A 15,860-nucleotide genomic window follows, 5' to 3' on the forward strand; every position below is an offset into this window, starting at 1 on the left:
TGCCACGACGGTAGAATCGAGGTGTCCGGAACGAACAACCCATCGAATTGTTGGGTTCGTCCAGCAGCAGCACGTTGGGCTCGGTCATCAGGATGCGCAGCAGCTGCAGCCGGCGCTGCTCGCCGCCGGACAGCGACGCCACCCGCGTCTGCTGGCGCGGCCCGCTGAAGCCCAGGCGCTTGGCCAGCTGGCTGGCGCTGACCTCCTTGCCGTCGAGCGTGGTGTAGGCGCGCACGTCGGTGATCGCGTCGATCACGGTCATGCCGGCGACCTCGGCCAGCTCGCGCACCTCCTGGGTGAGGAAGCCGAGCTGCACCGTGCGGCCGACCTTGCGCTTCCCGGCCTGCAGCGGCACGTCGCCGCTCACCGCGCGCAGCAGCGTCGACTTGCCGGCGCCGTTGACCCCGACGATGCCGGTGCGCTCCCCGGCGCGAGCCGCCAGGTCTGCTTGTCCAGGATCGTGCGGTCGCCGACGGTGACGGTCGCGTCGAGCAGGTCGACGACGTCCTTGCCGAGCCGGCTGGTCGCGAAGCTCGCGAGCGCCACCTCGTCGCGCGCCGGCGGCTCGCCCTGGATCAGCGCGTTGGCCGCGTCGATGCGGAACTTGGGCTTGCTGGTGCGCGCGGGCGGGCCGCGCCGCAGCCAGGCCAGCTCCTTGCGCATCAGGTTGTTGCGCCGCTCCTCGGCAGCCGCCTCGAGGCGGGCGCGCTCGGCCTTGGCGAGGACGTACGCCGCGTAGCCGCCCTCGTAGGACTCGACCCGGCCGTCGACGACCTCCCAGGTCAGCGTCGCGACCGCGTCGAGGAACCACCGGTCGTGCGTGACGACGACGAGCGCGTGCTCGGGGCGGGTGCGGCGGCGGACCAGGAAGTCGGCCAGCCACTGCACCCCCTCGACGTCGAGGTGGTTGGTCGGCTCGTCGAGGAGCAACAGGTCGGGGTCGTCGATCAGCAGGCGTGCCAACGCGATTCGGCGTCGCTCGCCGCCGGATAATGAGCGTACGTCCGTGCCGTGGCCGCCGAGCGCGCTCATCTCGAGGTCGCCGAGCAGGCCGTGCATGACGTCGCGGATGCGGGCGTCGCCGGCCCACTCGTGCTCGGCGCGGCCGCGCAGCACCGAGTCGCCGATGGTGGCGCCGGGGTCGAGGGAGTCGGCCTGGCTGAGCATGCCGACGGTGAGGCCACCGGTGCGGGTGAGCCGGCCGGAGTCGGGCTCGCCGTCGCCCGCGATCAGACGCAGCAGGGTCGACTTGCCGCCGCCGTTGCGGCCGACGACGCCGATGCGGTCGCCGGCGCTGACGCCGAGCGAGACGGAGTCGAGGATGTGCCGGGTGCCGAGCATCAGCGAGAGCCGCTCGGCCGAGACGAGGTTGCTCATCGGGTGCTGCGCAACCCCGGGTCGCTGGTGACGTGGGCGCCGCCGACCGGGCCGCGGCCGTGCACGACCTCGTCGGCGACGGCCTCGGCGGACAGCCCGACCATCAGGTCCAGGGCCGCGGTGTTGTCGCGCGCGAGGAACGCGACGGTGGGGCCGGAGCCACTGACGATCGCGGCCAGGGCGCCCTGCTCGAGGCCGGTGGCCATGGTCGTACGCAGGCGCGGCTCGAGCGAGCACGCCGCGTCCTCGAGGTCGTTGTGCAGCGCGCTCGCCAGCTGCTCGACGTCGCCCGCGCGCAGCGCGGCCATGACGTCCTGCCCCGGCTCGGGGTCGGCGACCGGCTCGTCGGCGCGGAGCCGGTCGAGCTCGGCGTAGACGTCCTTGGTCGACAGGCCCCCGTGGTGCAGCGCGAAGACCCAGTGGAAGGTGCCCTGGGTGAGCACCGGCACGACCTGCTCGCCGCGGCCGGAGCCGAGCGCGGTGCCGCCGGTGAGCAGGAACGGCACGTCGCTGCCGAGACGGGCGGCGAGCCGCTCGAGGTCGGGGCGGGGGTGTCGAGCCCCCACAGCGCGTCGCAGCCGACGAGGGTGGCCGCGGCGTCGGCCGAGCCGCCGGCCATGCCGCCGGCGACGGGGATGGTCTTGGCGATCTCGATGTGCACCGGGTCGTCGACGCCGCGGTCGGACGCGAGCAGCCGCGCGGCGCGGTAGGCCAGGTTGGTGTCGTCGGCCGGCACCCGGTCGGCGTAGGGGCCGGTGACCTCGATCCCCCAGTCGTCGGCCCGACGGACCGTGACGTCGTCGACGATGTCGACCGCGTGGTAGACGGTCGAGAGGGCGTGGAAGCCGTCGTCGCGCACGGGCCCGACGCGCAGCTCGAGGTTGACCTTGGCGGGCACGCGCACCTCGATGGCGGGGTGCGGCGGCCGGTCATGCGATCACCCTAAAGCCCCAGCGCCTCGGCGATTCGCGCGAACTCCCCGATCGTCAGCCGCTCGCCGCGCAGCTGGGGGTCGATGCCCGCGGCGCGCAGGGCCTCCTCGGCCGGTGCGGCGCCGCCGGCGACGCCCGCGAGCGCGGCGCGCAGGGTCTTGCGGCGCTGGGCGAACGCGGCGTCGACGACCCGGAAGACACCCCGGCGGGTGGCCGTGGTCGACGGCGGTTGCCGGCGCACCATCGACACCAGGCCGGAGTCGACGTTGGGCGCGGGCCAGAAGACGTTGCGGCCCACCCGGTCGGCGAGGGTCACCTCGGCGAACCACGCGGCCTTGGCGCTCGGGGCGCCGTAGACCTTGCTGCCCGGCTGGGCCGCGAGCCGCTGGGCGACCTCGAGCTGCACCATGACCAGCACCCGCTCCAGGGTCGGGAAGCGCTCGAGGAAGCTGAGCACGACCGGCACCGAGACGTTGTAGGGCAGGTTCGCGACGAGCGCGGTGGGCTGCGGGTCGGGCAGCTCGGTCACGGTGAGCGCGTCGGCCGGGACCACCTCGAGGCGGCCGACGCGGGCCGGTGCGTGGTCGGCGACGGTGCGCGGAAGGCGTTGCGCGAGAGCCGGATCCACCTCGACGGCCGTGACGTGACCGGCGGTCGCGAGGAGCGGGAGGGTCAGCGACCCCAGGCCGGGGCCGACCTCGACCACGCTGTCGCCCGGGCCGACGCCCGCGAGCCGCACGATCTTGCGCACCGTGTTGGCGTCGATGACGAAGTTCTGGCCCCACTGCTTGGTGGGTCGCAGACCCAGCTCCGCGGCCAGGGCACGCACGTCGGCGGGGCCGAGCAGGCGTACGTCGTCGGCGGGGTCGGCAGCGGTCATGGGCGAATGCTCGCAGGCCCCGGGCGCGGACATGCGTGAGGCACCCCGACAGGGCGGGGTGCCTCACGCACGGTGACGTCGGTGCGGATCAGGCCGCGCCGGCGCAGCCCCAGGGCTGCAGGCCGCGCTCGGCGTAGACGCGGTTCGCGACGGTGATCTGCTCGGCGCGGCTGGCCAGGTCGGCGCGCGGGGCGAAGTCGCCACCGCCGGCGCCGAGCCAGGTGCGGATGTCGAACTGCAGACCGCCGTAGTAGCCGTTGCCGGTGTTGATCGACCAGTTGCCGGTGCTCTCGCACTGGGCGATGCGGTCCCACATGGCCGAGCGGGCCAGGTTGAGGCCCGCGGTGGGCTCCTGCGGCTCCTCGGTCTGGGTCGGCGTCGGGCGCGGGCTGGGCTTCTCGGTCGGCTTCGGCTTCGCGGTCGCGGTCGGCTTGGGGGTCTCCTTGCGCTCCTCGACCTTGGTGCCGATGACGACGACGCGGTTGACCGGCTTGCGGGTGACGTCGGTGTCGACGACCTCGGTCTTGACGACCTTCTTGCCCGACACGGTCTGGCGCAGGGTGACCTCGGCGCGGCCGGTGACGCCCTCGCGGACGACGGTGACCTGGCCCTTGGCGGCCTGCGGGTCGTAGCGGCGCTCGGTCTTGAACTTCAGGGTGCGGGTGTCCTCGACGGTGCGCACGCTGATGGCGGGGCGGTCGGCGCCGCGGGCGGCGCGGTCACGCTCGGCGGTGCGGGTCGGCTCGGCCGCCTTCGTGGCGGACTTCGTCGCCGACGTCGCGCTCGAGCTGCTGGAGGTGCTCGAGGAGCTGGTGCTCGGCGTCGTCGTCGGGGTGCTGCTCGAGGGCGCCGGCGCGGGGGCGCTCGGGGCGGACGCGGTCGGCGTCGACTCCAGCAGCGCGTTCTTCGGCGGGGTCGCCTCGCCGCAGCCCGCCAGGGCGAACGTCGAGAGCGCGGCGACGGCGAGCGTCAGTCGGGTCTTGGTGGTGCGAACGGTCACGGTTCTCCGATGTCGTGCGGACCGGGGCCGGCCAAGGACGCTCGGGCAGGGACGTGCGGCATCGATGTGCGGCGATGACGCGACGTCCCACGCCGCCCGAGGCGGCGCTCCCAGACCCGACAGTGGGCCGCGTCCGAGCGTCGACCGACCTCGGGGGGACCGCACTACCGTGACGGACCGTTCGCGAAAGGTCAAATTTCGGTAACGGTTGGGTGTGAGGGTTGCGTCACGTCGGGTTGCTGAGAGTGCACGACACGCCCACCGGACCGCGCCGGAAGGGGCACTTCGCGCACTCTCAGCGGGGGTGCCGGGTCCGCGCGGCCTGCTCGGCCGACGTGGTCAGGCCCAGGGGCCGTAGACGCGCTCGCTGGTGGCGGAGAGGTTCTCGCAGAGGGTGGGTACGTCCGTGGTCAGCACGGCGGCCATCGCGCGGACGGTGAGCGGCACCAGGTAGGGGGCGTTGGTGGCGCCGCGGTGCGGGCTGGGGGTGAGGTAGGGCGCGTCGGTCTCGACCAGCAGCTGGTCCAGCGGCACCACCGACAGCGCGTTGCGCAGCTCGCGGGCGTTCTTGAACGTCACCGTGCCGGCGAAGGAGAGCAGGTAGCCCCGGCGTACGCACTCGCGCGCCATCTCGATGTCGCCCGAGAAGCAGTGCAGCACCGTGTGCTCGGGCGCCCCCTCCTCGGCCAGGATGCGCAGCACGTCGTCGTGGCTGTCGCGGTCGTGGATCTGCAGCGCCTTGCCCAGCCGCTTCGCCAGGTCGATGTGCCAGCGGAACGAGTCCTGTTGTGCCGCAACGCCTTCGGGGCCCGTGCGGAAGTAGTCGAGCCCCGTCTCCCCCACGACCCGCACCCGGGGGTGCTGCGCGATCCGCTCGATCTCGGCGCGCGCCGCGTCGGTCTCGCCACGCTCGGCGAGCGCCGGGGCCTCGTTGGGGTGCAGCGCGACCCCGCCGAGCAGCTGCGGGTGCTCGTCGATGACCCGCTCGGTGAACCGGGCGCCGTCGAGGTCGCACCCGATCTGCACCATGCGGTCGACCCCGACCGCGCTCGCCTCGGCGATCGTCGCGGCCAGGTCGGGCAGCGGCCCGCCGTCGCGCGAGATGTCCAGGTGGGTGTGGTTGTCGACCACCGGCAGCGGCAACCGGTCGGGCGCGGGCGGCCTGCCCCCGTGGTGACCGGTCTCGTGCCGCTTGCTCACGCCGGCGACACCTCGCCCTCGGGCGCCTCGCCGCCGCGCGCCCGCAGCCGCGCGCGCTCCTCCTCGACCTGCTCCGGCTCGATCTTCCCGAACGCCGGCCTCGGCTTGTCGATCGGCGTGCCCGGCGTCACCGCCACCCGGCCCCACGACGGGGTCTGGGTGTACTCGCCGGTGATGACGGCGTACGTCCGCCCGTCGTCGAGATCCTCGACCTCGTCGAGCCGCGGCATCGGCACGAATTCGCCTGTGCCACCGAGGATCTCGTGCACCCGGTTGGCCGCGTGCGGCAGGAACGGCGCGAGGATCGTGTTCAGGTCGCTCACGCACTGGAGAAGCGTGTGCAGCACCGTCTCCAGCCGCGCGCGCTGGTCGTCACCCTTGAGCTTGAACGGCTCGGTGTCGGAGACGTACTTGTTCACCTCGCCGACCAGCCGCATCGCCTCGGTCAGCGCGGCCTTCTGCCGGTGCTGCGCGATCAGCCCGCCGACCGTGCCGAAACCGCGCTCGACCGTCGCGAGCACCGCCTCGTCGACCGGCTCCAGCGCACCCGGCGCCGGGATCTCGCCGATGTTCTTGTGCACCATCGACGCCGTGCGGTTGACCAGGTTGCCCCAGCCCGCGACCAGCTCGGCGTTGTTGCGCTGGGCGAACTCCGGCCAGGTGAAGTTGGCGTCCTGGTTCTCCGGGCCGGCCGCCACGATGTAGTAGCGCAGCGCGTCGGCGCCGTAGCGGTCGATCACGTCGCGCACGTACAGCACGTGCCCGCGCGAGGTCGAGAACTGCGCGCCCTCGAGGTTGAGGAACTCCGAGGCCACCACCTGGGTCGGCAGCCGCAGCTCGCCGTACGTCCCCGGCTCGCCCCCGCGCGCCCCGCGACCGTCGTAGGCCAACAGCTCCGCCGGCCAGATCTGGGAGTGGAAGACGATGTTGTCCTTGCCCATGAAGTACGCATGGATGGCTCCTCCTTCGTCGGAGCTCTCCATGCGTACTTCCGATGTTTTGGGCTCCGCTCCTCCGCCCGGCGGCCCCGACTCCGTCGTGCCCGCCGGGCTCCGTCGCGGAGCCCGGGTCCGCCTGGGTGGTCGGCGAGCTCGCCCTGGCCGCACCAGGGTTCGCGTCGCGGGGGCCGGGCTCCGTCGCGGAGCCGGCGTCCCACCACTCGCGCCACTTCTCCGGCTCGCCCAGGCGGCGGGCCCACTCGATCGACGCGGAGAGGTAGCCGATGACCGCGTCGAACCAGACGTAGAACCGCTTCGGCTGGTCGCGCCAGCCCTCGAGCGGGATCGGGATGCCCCAGTCGAGGTCGCGGGTCATCGCGCGCGGGCGGATCTCCTCGAGGATGTTCTTGGAGAACTTGATGACGTTGGGGCGCCACTCCCCGCTCGCCTCGCGCTCGTCGAGCCACTCGGTCAGCGCGTCGGCGAGCGCCGGCAGGTCGAGGAAGAAGTGCGTCGTGTCGACGAACTCCGGCGTCTCCCCGTTGATCTTGCTGCGCGGGTCGATCAGGTCGGTCGGGTCGAGCTGGTTGCCGCAGTTGTCGCACTGGTCACCGCGCGCGTCGGGGTAGCCGCAGATCGGGCAGGTGCCCTCGATGTAGCGGTCGGGCAGCGTGCGCCCGGTCGACGGGCTGATCGCGCCGCGCGTGGTCTCCTCGACCATGTAGCCGTTGCGGTGGATCGTCGTGAACAGCTCCTGCACCACGGCGTAGTGGTTCGCCGTCGTGGTGCGGGTGTAGAGGTCGTACGAGCAGCCCAGGTCGGTCAGCTCGCGCGCGATGACCGGGTGGTTGAGGTCGACGAACTCGCGGGCGGTCATCCCCGCCGCGTCGGCCTGCACCAGGATCGCGGTGCCGTGCTCGTCGGACCCGGAGACCATGAGCACGTCGTGGCCCGCCATGCGCATGTAGCGGCTGTAGACGTCCGAGGGCACCCCGAACCCGGCGACGTGGCCGAGGTGGCGTGGCCCGTTGGCGTACGGCCAGGCGACAGCAGTGAGGACCTTGCTCATGGCTGGCAATCCTAGGAGCCACGAGGCAAGGCCCTCATCTGCGTATCAGCGCGGTCTCGATACGGCCTCCGCTAGCGCTCCGGCCTACTCGACCAGCGTGAGCGCTCCGGCCTACTCGACCAGCGTGAGCGCTCCGGCCTACTCGACCAGCGTGAGCGCTCCGGCCTACTCGACCAGCGTGAGCGCTCCGGCCTACTCGACCAGCGTGAGCGCTCCGGCCTGCTCGACCAGCGTGAGCGCTCCGGCCTACTCGACCAGCGTGAGCGCTCCGGCCTACTCGACCAGCGTGAGCGCTCCGGCCTACTCGACCAGCGTGGGTCAGCAGCCGGGCAGCGTCGCGAACCGGAAGCCCTTGGCCTTCAGCTGCCCGATGGCGCTGTCGACGCCGGCCACGGTCTGCGAACGGTTGCCGCCCGCGTCGTGCATCAGCACGATCGAGCCGTTGCGCGCGTTGGACACGATGCGCGAGGCGATGACCCCGAGCCCGGCCGGCGCCAGTCGTTGGTGTCGATCGTCCACAGCATCGTCTTCTCGCCGCGCTTGGCCGCGAGGCTGCGGATGCGGGTGTTGGTCGCGCCGTACGGCGGCCGGAAGCAGCTGATCCCGTTGCCGAGCGCCCGGTCGGTGCGGTCGATCTGCGACAGCGCCGCCGAGTCGGACAGCCCCGTCATGTTCGGGTGGTTCCAGGAGTGGTTGCCCACCTGGTGCCCCTCGGAGTAGACCCGCTTCACCAGCGACGGGTTCGCCGCGGCGTTCTGCCCGAGCATGAAGAACGTCGCCTTCACGTTGTGCTTGCGCAGCACGGACAGCACCTGCGGGGTGTACGTCGGGTTCGGCCCGTCGTCGAACGTCAGGTAGATCGTTCCTGCGGATCCGCCGGTGCCGCCGGGGAACCCGCCGAGCGCCTTCCAGGTCAGCGGGCCGACCAGACCGTCAGGCTGCAGCCCCTTGCGCGACTGGAAGGCCTTCACCGCGGCCAGCGTCTGCTTGCCGAAGCTGCCGTCCTGGGTGATGCCGAGCCGCCGCTGCAGCTCCTTCACCAGCGGCCCGGTGCTGCCGTAGCGCAGCACCACCACCGAGGTCGACGACGACAGCGTCTTCTGCCCCATCCCCAGCGCCTGCGCCGGCGCCCCGGTCGCGGTGACCGCGCCGATGCCGATCATCGCGGTCACCGCCGCGGCGACCCCGATCGAACGTCGCGAGAACTTCTTCGTGGCCATGACCACGTCCCCCTTCTGTGCGCATCGTCCCGCCGGTCCCCACCGGCGGGCCCGGCGCTCCCCTCGGCGCCGGATGTACGGGATAGATGCACCAGGACGCACGCGCGTTGCCGGGCGAGAGGATCCTCGCCTGTGGCACGGTGTGTTCCAGCTCGGGCGCTCGGGGCCCGCGAGGAGGTCACATGTTCGCCGCACTGACGGGGGCGGGGCTGTCGGCGGCAGCCGGGCTCAACGCCTACATCCCCTTCCTCATGGTCGCGCTGGTCGCCCGGTTCAGCGACGTCATCGTGCTGCCCTCGCAGTTCGCCTGGATCGAGTCGCCGTGGGCGATCGGCGGCGCGACGTTCCTGCTGCTCGCCGAGATGGTGCTCGACAAGATCCCCGCGATCGACTCGATGAACGACATGATCGGCACGGCCGTGCGCCCCACGGTCGGCGGCGTCGTCTTCGCCGCGACCCAGGCCGCCAACCAGCAGCTGGACCAGGCGAGCTGGATGCAGCAGTACCCCTGGGTCGGGGCCATCGGCGGGGTGATCATCGCCGGGATCGTGCACACCACCAAGGCCGCCACCCGCCCCGCCGTCAACGTCACGACGGCCGGCATGGGGGCGCCCGTGCTCTCCGGGGTGGAGGACGCCACCTCCTCGGGATGAGCGTGCTCGCGATCTTCACCCCCTTCTGGTGATCATCGGTCTGATCGCGATGGGGGTCGGCATCTTCTGGCTCTGGCGGCGCATCGCGCGCTACCGCAAGCGGCGAAGGGCGACGGGCGCGTACGCCTGAGCCGGACCGTAGAATGTTCCACGAGCCCCCGCACGGCTCTCCTCTTGACGCCGCCCGACCCCTGATTGGAGCCGAGCTCGCGTGATCGCGTTGCTGGTCGTCCACCTGGTAGCGGCCTGTGGCGCCCCTGGCTCGTTCGCCGGCTGGGGACGCGAGCGTTCTGGCTCCTCGCGCTGCCACCGGCCGCGACCTTCGCGTGGGCGCTCGCCAAAAGCGGCGAGGTGCACGACGGCGTCAACCCGACCGAGCGCCTCACCTGGGTGCCCTCGCTCGGCATGGACCTCACCTTCCGGCTCGACACGCTCAGCTGGTTGCTCACCCTCGTGGTCGGCGGCGTCGGCGCGCTCGTGCTGGCCTACTGCGCCCGCTACTTCGACGACGCCAGCAAGGGGCTCGGCCGCTTCGCCGGGTCGCTCACCGCGTTCGCCGGGGCGATGCTCGGTCTGGTCACGACCGACAACCTCCTCGTGCTGTACGTGTTCTGGGAGGCCACGACCGTCCTGTCGTTCCTGCTGATCGGGCACCGCACCACCAGCCGCACCAGCCGCGCCGCGGCGATGCAGGCGCTCGTGGTCACCACCGCCGGCGGGCTGGCCATGCTCGTCGGGATCGTGATCATCGGTCAGGCCGCGGGGACGTACGCCATCAGCGGGGTCCTCGCGGCTCCGCCCACCGGCCTCGCGATCGACGTCGCGGTCGTCCTGGTGCTGGTCGGCGCGATCTCGAAGTCGGCGCTCGTGCCGTTCCACTTCTGGCTGCCCGGCGCGATGGCCGCGCCCACCCCGGTCAGCGCCTACCTGCACGCCGCCGCGATGGTCAAGGCCGGGATCTACCTGCTCGCCCGCCTGGCCCCCGCGTTCGCCGAGACCACCATGTGGCGCCCGACCGTGCTGGTCCTCGGCGGCGCCACGATGATCCACGGCGCGCTGCGCGCGCTGCGCCAGACCGACCTGAAGCTGGTGCTGGCGTACGGCACGGTCAGCCAGCTGGGCTTCCTCACCATGCTCGTCGGCACCGGCAGCCGGGCCGCCGCGCTCGCCGGCGTGGGCCTGCTGCTGTCGCACGCGCTGTTCAAGTCCTCGCTGTTCCTCACCGTCGGCACCATCGACCACGCCACCGGCACCCGCGACCTGCGCGAGCTGAGCGGCGTCGGCAAGCAGGCACCCGTGCTCATGGCCGGCGCGGTGGTCGCCGGGATGAGCATGGCCGGCCTGCCCCCGATGCTCGGCTTCTTCGGCAAGGAGGCCGCGCTCGGCGCGTTCCTGCTCGGGCCGCAGGACGGCCAGGGGCCCTCGGCTCGACCACCGCCGAGATCGCGGTGCTCGCGGTGATCGTGCTCGGGTCGGCGCTGACCGTCGCCTACACCGCGCGCTTCCTGTGGGGCGCGTTCGCGACCGTGCCCGGCCGCCCGCGCACCGAGGTGAAGCCGCAGGGCGCGGTGCTCGTAGGCATCCCGGCCCTGCTGGGCTTCCTGGGTCTCGCCTTCGGCCTGGTCGCCACCTGGCTCGCGCCCTACCTCCAGCCGTACGTCGACGCCTGGCCGGCGACCCTGACCACCGTCTACCTCGGCGGCTGGCACGGGTTCAGCCTCGCGCTGCTGCTGTCGGTCACCTCGTGGGCGCTCGGTGCCGCGCTGTTCGCGGCGCGCACCTGGGTCGAGGCCACCCAGCAGCGGGCGCCGCACGTGCCCAGCGCGCAGCAGGCGTACCGCTTCGTCATGGGGCAGCTGGACCGCGCGTCGCTGGAGATCACCGGTGCGCTGCAGCGCGGCTCGCTGCCGATGACGCTCGGGCTGATCATCACGATCCTGGTGCTGGTGCCCGGCGGCATCCTGCTGTTCGGCGGGGTCACCTGGCCCGACCAGATCCGCCTGGTCGACACCCCGGCCCAGCTGGCCGTCGCGCTGGTGCTGATCCCCGCGGCGTTCGCCGCCACCCGCGCGCGGCGCCGCATGCGCGCGGTGCTGCTCGTCGGCGTCACCGGCTACGGCACGGCCCTGCTCTTCCTGCTGCACGGCGCACCCGACCTGGCGCTCACCCAGACGCTCGTCGAGACCGTGTCCCTGGTCGTGTTCATCCTGGTGCTGCGCCGGTTCACCGGGCGCTTCCCCGACGACGCGCCCCGGTTCGTACGTCGGTGGCGGGCGCTGCTCGGCACCCTCGCCGGACTGACCATGGCCGGCCTGGCGCTCACCGCCGCGACCGTGCGCAGCACCGCGCCGGCCGGGCAGGGGCTCTACGAGAGCGCCAAGGAGTTCGGCGGCGGCAACAACATCGTCAACGTGATCCTGGTCGACACCCGCGCCTGGGACACCATGGGCGAGCTGTCGGTCGTGCTCGTCGCGGCCACGGGCGTCGCGTCGCTGATCTTCGTCAACAGCGGCAACGTCGACCAGGCGCTGATGGTCATCCGCGACACGCTGCAGCGCCGCTCGGTGCGCCAGTCGCCGGTGCGCCTCGACGGCTCGCAGCGCTGGCTCAGCTCCAGCGTGCGGCCCGACCGCCGCTCGACGATCTTCGAGGTCGTCACCCGGCTGATCTTCCACGTGATGATGATCTGGTCGCTGTACCTGCTCTTCTCCGGGCACAACCACCCCGGCGGCGGCTTCGCGGCCGGGCTGATGGCCGGCCTCGCCCTGGCCGTGCGCTACCTCGCCGGGTCGCGCCGTGAGCTGATGGCCGCAGCGCCCGTCATGCCCGGTCTGCTGATGGGCGTCGGCCTGTTCCTGTCGGCCGGGTTCGGCCTGGCGTCGATGCTGTTCGGCGGCGCGCCGCTGCAGAGCTGGGTCTTCGACCTCGACGTGCCGCTGCTCGGTGCCGTGCACCTGGTCACCTCGGTGATCTTCGACGTCGGCGTCTACCTCGTCGTCATCGGTCTGATGCTCGACCTGCTGCGCAGCCTCGGGGCGCGCATCGACCTGCAGATCGAGGCCGGCCAGTCGGTCCAGCGGGAGGAGTCACGATGAGCGCCACCTTCCTGCTCGTGATCGTCTGCGGCGTGATGTTCGGCTGCGGCGTCTACCTGCTGCTGGCCCGGTCGGTCGTGCGCGCGCTGCTGGGCTTCCTGCTCATGAGCAACGGCGTGAACCTCATGTTCATGATCGCCAGCGGCCCCGCCGGCCGCGCGCCGATCCTCGGCGACTCCGACCCCGCCGAGCAGTCCGACCCGGTGCCGCAGGCGATGGTGCTGACCGCCATCGTCATCGGCCTGTGCCTCACGGCGTTCATGCTCGCGCTCGCCCACCGCGCCTGGCAGGTCTCGCGCACCGACGTGCTCGCCGACGACGCCGAGACCGCGCGCATCGGCCAGCTGGCGCTGGAGAACGACATGTCCGCCAGCGACTTCCACGACGAGTCCCAGCACGACGAGCTCGAGGACGACGCGCTCGCCCGCACCACCGACGACGACAGCGTCGACGACGCTGACGAGGCGCACGACAGCGACGGCGACGGGCCGAGCCACGGCCCGCACGGCCCGGCCGCGCCCACGCCGGGAGGTGACGAGCGATGAACGGGGCGGTGCTCGTACCCCTTCCCGTCCTGCTGCCCCTCGTCGGCGCCGGCGTCACGCTCGCCGCAGCCCGGCACACGCTCGTGCAGCGCGGCGTCAGCCTCACCGTGCTCATCAGCAACCTGGTGATCAGCGCGATGCTGCTCGGCGCGGCCGACCGGGGCGGCCCACAGGTCGTGCAGTCCGGCGGCTGGGGCCCGACCGAGGGCATCTCGCTGGTCGTCGACCGGCTGTCGGCGCTGATGCTGATCGTCTCGTCGGTCGTGATCCTCGGCGTGCTGCTGTACTCCATCGGCCAGGGCCGGTCCTCGTTCGACACCGAGGACGACGGCGAGGCGCCGCTCCCGATCTTCCACCCGACGCTGCTGGTGCTCGCCGCCGGCGTGAGCACGACGTTCATCTCCGGCGACCTGTTCCACATGTACGTCGGCTTCGAGATGCTCCTCGCCGCGAGCTTCGTGCTGCTCACCCTCGGTGGCACCGCCGAGCGGGTGCGCGCGGGCATCAGCTATGCGTACGTCTCGCTGCTGTCGTCGCTGCTGTTCCTCGCCTCGATCGCGTTCGCGTACGCCGCCACGGGCACGGTCAACCTGGCGCTGCTGTCCGAGCGCATCCCCGACCTGCCCGAGGGCACCCGGCTGGCGCTGCACGCGAGCCTGATCCTGGCGTTCTGCATCAAGGCGGCCGTCTTCCCGATGTCGGGCTGGCTGCCGGACTCCTACCCCACCGCGCCCGCGCCGGTCACCGCCGTGTTCGCCGGGCTGCTCACCAAGGTCGGCATCTACGCGATCATCCGCACCAACACGCTGCTGTTCACCGACGGGCGGCTCAACACCGTGCTGCTGTGGGCGGCCCTGCTCACGATGCTCGTCGGCATCCTCGGGGCGATCGCGCAGGACGACATCAAGCGGATGCTCTCCTTCACGCTCGTCAGCCACATCGGCTACATGGTGTTCGGGATCGGCGTCGGCTCGGTCGCGGGATACTCCGCCGCGATCTTCTACGTCATCCACCACATCGCGATCCAGACGACGCTGTTCCTCGTGACCGGTCTGATCGAGCGGTACGGCGGGTCCACCTCGCTGGCCAGGCTCGGCGGGCTCGGCGCGGCGGCCCCGCTGCTCGGCGTCCTGTACTTCATCCCCGCCCTCAACCTGGCCGGCATCCCGCCGTTCTCCGGGTTCATCGGCAAGGTCGGGCTGGTGCAGGCCGGTGCCGACCTCGGCACCCCGCTGGCCTACCTGCTGATCGCCGGCGCGGCCGCGACGTCGCTGCTCACGCTGTACCCCATGAGCCGGGTCTGGACCCGCGCGTTCTGGCGCAGCGAGCCCGAGGAGGTGGCCGCCCACCACGCCGCCGCCGAGCAGGGCTCGGACAAGCCGCTGTCCATCGGCGTCGTCGCGCCGACCATGGGCCTGGTCATCATCGGGTGCCTGATCACCGTGGTCGCCGGGCCGCTGTTCGCGATCACCGACCGGGCGGCCACCGACCTCGTCTCGACCGTGCCGTACGTCGGCGCCGTGCTCAGTCAGCAGGCGACGCCATGATCCGCGAACGCATCCACCTGGTGCCCCTGGCCACCCTCACGCTGGTGTGGGTGATGCTCTGGGGCAACCTGTCCTGGGCCAACGTGCTGGGCGGGATGGCGCTGGGATCGCTGGTGCTGCTGGCCTTCCCGCTCCCCCGGCTCGTCACCGGCGTGCGGGTACGGCCGTGGCCGCTCGTCGTGCTCGTCGCGCAGTTCACGGTGCACCTGGTGCGCGCCAGCGTGCAGGTCGCCTGGCAGGCCGTCACCCGCGGCCGCTCCACCAGCGGTGTGCTGGTGTCGGTGCAGCTGCGCTGCGCCAACGAGTTCCTGCAGACGCTCACCGCCGAGATGGTGGCGCTCGTGCCCGGCACGGTCGTGATCGACCTCGACACGAGCGAGCGGACCCTGCTGGTGCACGCGCTCGACGTGCACGACGCGGGTGGCGCCGAGGACGTACGTCGGACGATCCTCGCCCAGGAGACGCGGGTGCTGAACGCGCTCGCCGAGGACCCCAGCTGCGGCCAGGAGGTGCGCGCATGAGTGGCTTCGAGGAGGGTGTGCTGTGGGTGATCGGCACGATCCTCGTGCTGTCGGCGCTGCTCACCCTGGTGCGCATCGTGCGCGGGCCGAGCGTGCTCGACCGGGTCGTGGCCTCCGACGTGCTGGTCTCGATCATCGTCTGCGTGCTGGCCGTCGAGGCCGCCGCGACCGACCACAGCACGACGCTGCCCATCCTGATCTCGCTGTCGCTGGTCGGGTTCACCGGCTCGGTCGCCGTGGCCCGGTTCGTCGCGCGCGACCGCGACGTCCCGATGGGACCTGGGCAGCCGCCCGCCGGGGTAGATGCGTCCGGGCAGGTGGACATGCCGGGGCAGGCTGCGTCGGGCGCGGCAGGCGCGGCGGGTCCGTCGGGCGCGCCGGGGCGAGGTAGGTCGGACGAGCCCGGCGAGGACGTACGGCGGGGAGGGGCGTCATGAGCTGGACCGCGATCTTCGACGGGGTCGGCCTGCTGATGCTGCTCGCCGGGGCGCTGCTGTGCCTGGCCGCGTCGATCGGGCTGCTGACCTTCCCCGACCTGCTCAGCCGGATGCACGCCGGCACGAAGCCGCAGGTGCTCGGCGTCCTGCTGGTGCTGCTCGGGCTCGCGCTGCGGCTGCGGGACCCGCTGAGCATCGGGATGATCATCCTGATCAGCCTGTTCCAGCTGCTCACGATCCCGGTGGGCAGTCACATGGTCGGCCGCGCCGCCTACCGCACCGGTCAGACCGAGCCGCTCGAGATCGACGCGTCGAAGCGGGACGACGAGACCGGCTGACGCGACGCGGGCAGCCGGGATCCCACGGCGGTCGAGTAGCCGGAACCACGCTGGTCGAGTAGCGGCGAGGTACGAGCCGCGTATCGAGACCACGCCCCGCGCCGCTGG

At 72.3% G+C, this 15,860-nt stretch carries 14 protein-coding genes and 4 pseudogenes; 8 read left to right on the forward strand and 10 right to left on the reverse strand.

Annotated features, from left to right (window positions below):
• Positions 1 to 40: 40 nt before the first annotated feature.
• From QUE40_RS14375 to QUE40_RS14410, 10 genes and pseudogenes are all read right to left on the reverse strand, one after another.
• Positions 41 to 1,377 (reverse strand): annotated as a pseudogene (locus QUE40_RS14375) (ABC-F family ATP-binding cassette domain-containing protein); the annotation flags it as partial.
• On the reverse strand, positions 1,374 to 1,943 hold the full coding sequence (locus QUE40_RS19385; RefSeq protein ID WP_350226979.1) for a hypothetical protein: 570 nt from the start codon (positions 1,941 to 1,943) through the stop codon (positions 1,374 to 1,376). The gene QUE40_RS19385 and the pseudogene QUE40_RS14375, both read right to left, overlap by 4 nt.
• 44 nt (positions 1,944 to 1,987) lie before the next feature.
• Positions 1,988 to 2,281 (reverse strand): annotated as a pseudogene (locus tag QUE40_RS19755) (4-(cytidine 5'-diphospho)-2-C-methyl-D-erythritol kinase); the annotation flags it as partial.
• A 38-nt stretch (positions 2,282 to 2,319) separates the two neighbouring features.
• Complete coding sequence (gene rsmA, locus QUE40_RS14385; RefSeq protein ID WP_289231374.1) at positions 2,320 to 3,189, reverse strand: 16S rRNA (adenine(1518)-N(6)/adenine(1519)-N(6))-dimethyltransferase RsmA; 870 nt, start codon at positions 3,187 to 3,189, stop codon at positions 2,320 to 2,322.
• Positions 3,190 to 3,277: 88 nt separating this feature from the next.
• Complete coding sequence (locus QUE40_RS14390) at positions 3,278 to 4,354, reverse strand: resuscitation-promoting factor (RefSeq protein ID WP_433997008.1); 1,077 nt, start codon at positions 4,352 to 4,354, stop codon at positions 3,278 to 3,280.
• Between the two features lie 174 nt (positions 4,355 to 4,528).
• Positions 4,529 to 5,389, reverse strand: a complete 861-nt coding sequence (locus QUE40_RS14395) for a TatD family hydrolase (protein WP_289231376.1) — start codon at positions 5,387 to 5,389, stop codon at positions 4,529 to 4,531.
• A pseudogene (locus QUE40_RS19760) lies at positions 5,386 to 6,348 on the reverse strand (methionine--tRNA ligase); the annotation flags it as partial. The pseudogene QUE40_RS19760 and the gene QUE40_RS14395, both read right to left, overlap by 4 nt.
• A gap of 183 nt (positions 6,349 to 6,531) precedes the next feature.
• Positions 6,532 to 7,396 (reverse strand): annotated as a pseudogene (locus tag QUE40_RS19765) (methionine--tRNA ligase); the annotation flags it as partial.
• A 318-nt stretch (positions 7,397 to 7,714) separates the two neighbouring features.
• Positions 7,715 to 7,855 (reverse strand): polysaccharide deacetylase family protein, encoded by a 141-nt coding sequence (locus tag QUE40_RS14405; RefSeq protein WP_289231377.1) that lies wholly within the window; start codon positions 7,853 to 7,855, stop codon positions 7,715 to 7,717.
• A complete protein-coding gene (locus QUE40_RS14410; protein WP_289231378.1) occupies positions 7,822 to 8,616 on the reverse strand; it encodes a polysaccharide deacetylase family protein in 795 nt (264 codons plus the stop codon). Before QUE40_RS14410 ends, QUE40_RS14405 begins: the two co-directional genes overlap by 34 nt.
• 182 nt (positions 8,617 to 8,798) lie before the next feature.
• Between QUE40_RS14410 and QUE40_RS14415 the strand changes: the two genes are divergently transcribed.
• From QUE40_RS14415 to mnhG, 8 genes are all read left to right on the forward strand, one after another.
• On the forward strand, positions 8,799 to 9,269 hold the full coding sequence (locus QUE40_RS14415) for a DUF4126 domain-containing protein (RefSeq protein ID WP_289231379.1): 471 nt from the start codon (positions 8,799 to 8,801) through the stop codon (positions 9,267 to 9,269).
• A 351-nt stretch (positions 9,270 to 9,620) separates the two neighbouring features.
• Entirely contained in the window at positions 9,621 to 10,730 is a 1,110-nt protein-coding gene (locus QUE40_RS14420) for a proton-conducting transporter transmembrane domain-containing protein (RefSeq protein ID WP_289231380.1), read from the forward strand.
• On the forward strand, positions 10,718 to 12,364 hold the full coding sequence (gene mbhE, locus QUE40_RS14425; RefSeq protein WP_289231381.1) for a hydrogen gas-evolving membrane-bound hydrogenase subunit E: 1,647 nt from the start codon (positions 10,718 to 10,720) through the stop codon (positions 12,362 to 12,364). The genes QUE40_RS14420 and mbhE overlap by 13 nt, the downstream gene beginning before the upstream one ends.
• Entirely contained in the window at positions 12,361 to 12,909 is a 549-nt protein-coding gene (locus tag QUE40_RS14430; protein ID WP_289231382.1) for a Na(+)/H(+) antiporter subunit C, read from the forward strand. The genes mbhE and QUE40_RS14430 overlap by 4 nt, the downstream gene beginning before the upstream one ends.
• Positions 12,906 to 14,456, forward strand: a complete 1,551-nt coding sequence (locus tag QUE40_RS14435; protein WP_289231383.1) for a Na+/H+ antiporter subunit D — start codon at positions 12,906 to 12,908, stop codon at positions 14,454 to 14,456. The genes QUE40_RS14430 and QUE40_RS14435 overlap by 4 nt, the downstream gene beginning before the upstream one ends.
• Positions 14,453 to 14,977 (forward strand): Na+/H+ antiporter subunit E, encoded by a 525-nt coding sequence (locus QUE40_RS14440; RefSeq protein ID WP_142006463.1) that lies wholly within the window; start codon positions 14,453 to 14,455, stop codon positions 14,975 to 14,977. The genes QUE40_RS14435 and QUE40_RS14440 overlap by 4 nt, the downstream gene beginning before the upstream one ends.
• Positions 14,974 to 15,414 carry an MrpF/PhaF family protein gene (locus tag QUE40_RS14445; RefSeq protein ID WP_289231384.1) on the forward strand — a complete coding sequence of 147 codons (441 nt, stop codon included), beginning with the start codon at positions 14,974 to 14,976 and terminating at the stop codon, positions 15,412 to 15,414. Before QUE40_RS14440 ends, QUE40_RS14445 begins: the two co-directional genes overlap by 4 nt.
• A complete protein-coding gene (gene mnhG / locus QUE40_RS14450) occupies positions 15,411 to 15,752 on the forward strand; it encodes a monovalent cation/H(+) antiporter subunit G (RefSeq protein WP_142006467.1) in 342 nt (113 codons plus the stop codon). Before QUE40_RS14445 ends, mnhG begins: the two co-directional genes overlap by 4 nt.
• Positions 15,753 to 15,860 lie beyond the last annotated feature (108 nt).

It is taken from the genome of Barrientosiimonas endolithica (genome assembly GCF_030296655.1).
In the GTDB taxonomy this organism is placed as follows: domain Bacteria; phylum Actinomycetota; class Actinomycetes; order Actinomycetales; family Dermatophilaceae; genus Barrientosiimonas; species Barrientosiimonas humi.

Excerpts from the sequence above, each read along its gene's own strand:
- rsmA (WP_289231374.1), bottom strand. The coding sequence starts at position 3,189 with ATGACCGCTGCCGACCCCGCCGACGACGTACGCCTGCTCGGCCCCGCC.
- QUE40_RS14410 (WP_289231378.1), bottom strand. The coding sequence starts at position 8,616 with ATGGCCACGAAGAAGTTCTCGCGACGTTCGATCGGGGTCGCCGCGGCG.
- QUE40_RS14415 (WP_289231379.1), top strand. The coding sequence starts at position 8,799 with ATGTTCGCCGCACTGACGGGGGCGGGGCTGTCGGCGGCAGCCGGGCTC.
- QUE40_RS14430 (WP_289231382.1), top strand. The coding sequence starts at position 12,361 with ATGAGCGCCACCTTCCTGCTCGTGATCGTCTGCGGCGTGATGTTCGGC.
- QUE40_RS14435 (WP_289231383.1), top strand. The coding sequence starts at position 12,906 with ATGAACGGGGCGGTGCTCGTACCCCTTCCCGTCCTGCTGCCCCTCGTC.
- QUE40_RS14440 (WP_142006463.1), top strand. The coding sequence starts at position 14,453 with ATGATCCGCGAACGCATCCACCTGGTGCCCCTGGCCACCCTCACGCTG.
- QUE40_RS14445 (WP_289231384.1), top strand. The coding sequence starts at position 14,974 with ATGAGTGGCTTCGAGGAGGGTGTGCTGTGGGTGATCGGCACGATCCTC.
- mnhG (WP_142006467.1), top strand. The coding sequence starts at position 15,411 with ATGAGCTGGACCGCGATCTTCGACGGGGTCGGCCTGCTGATGCTGCTC.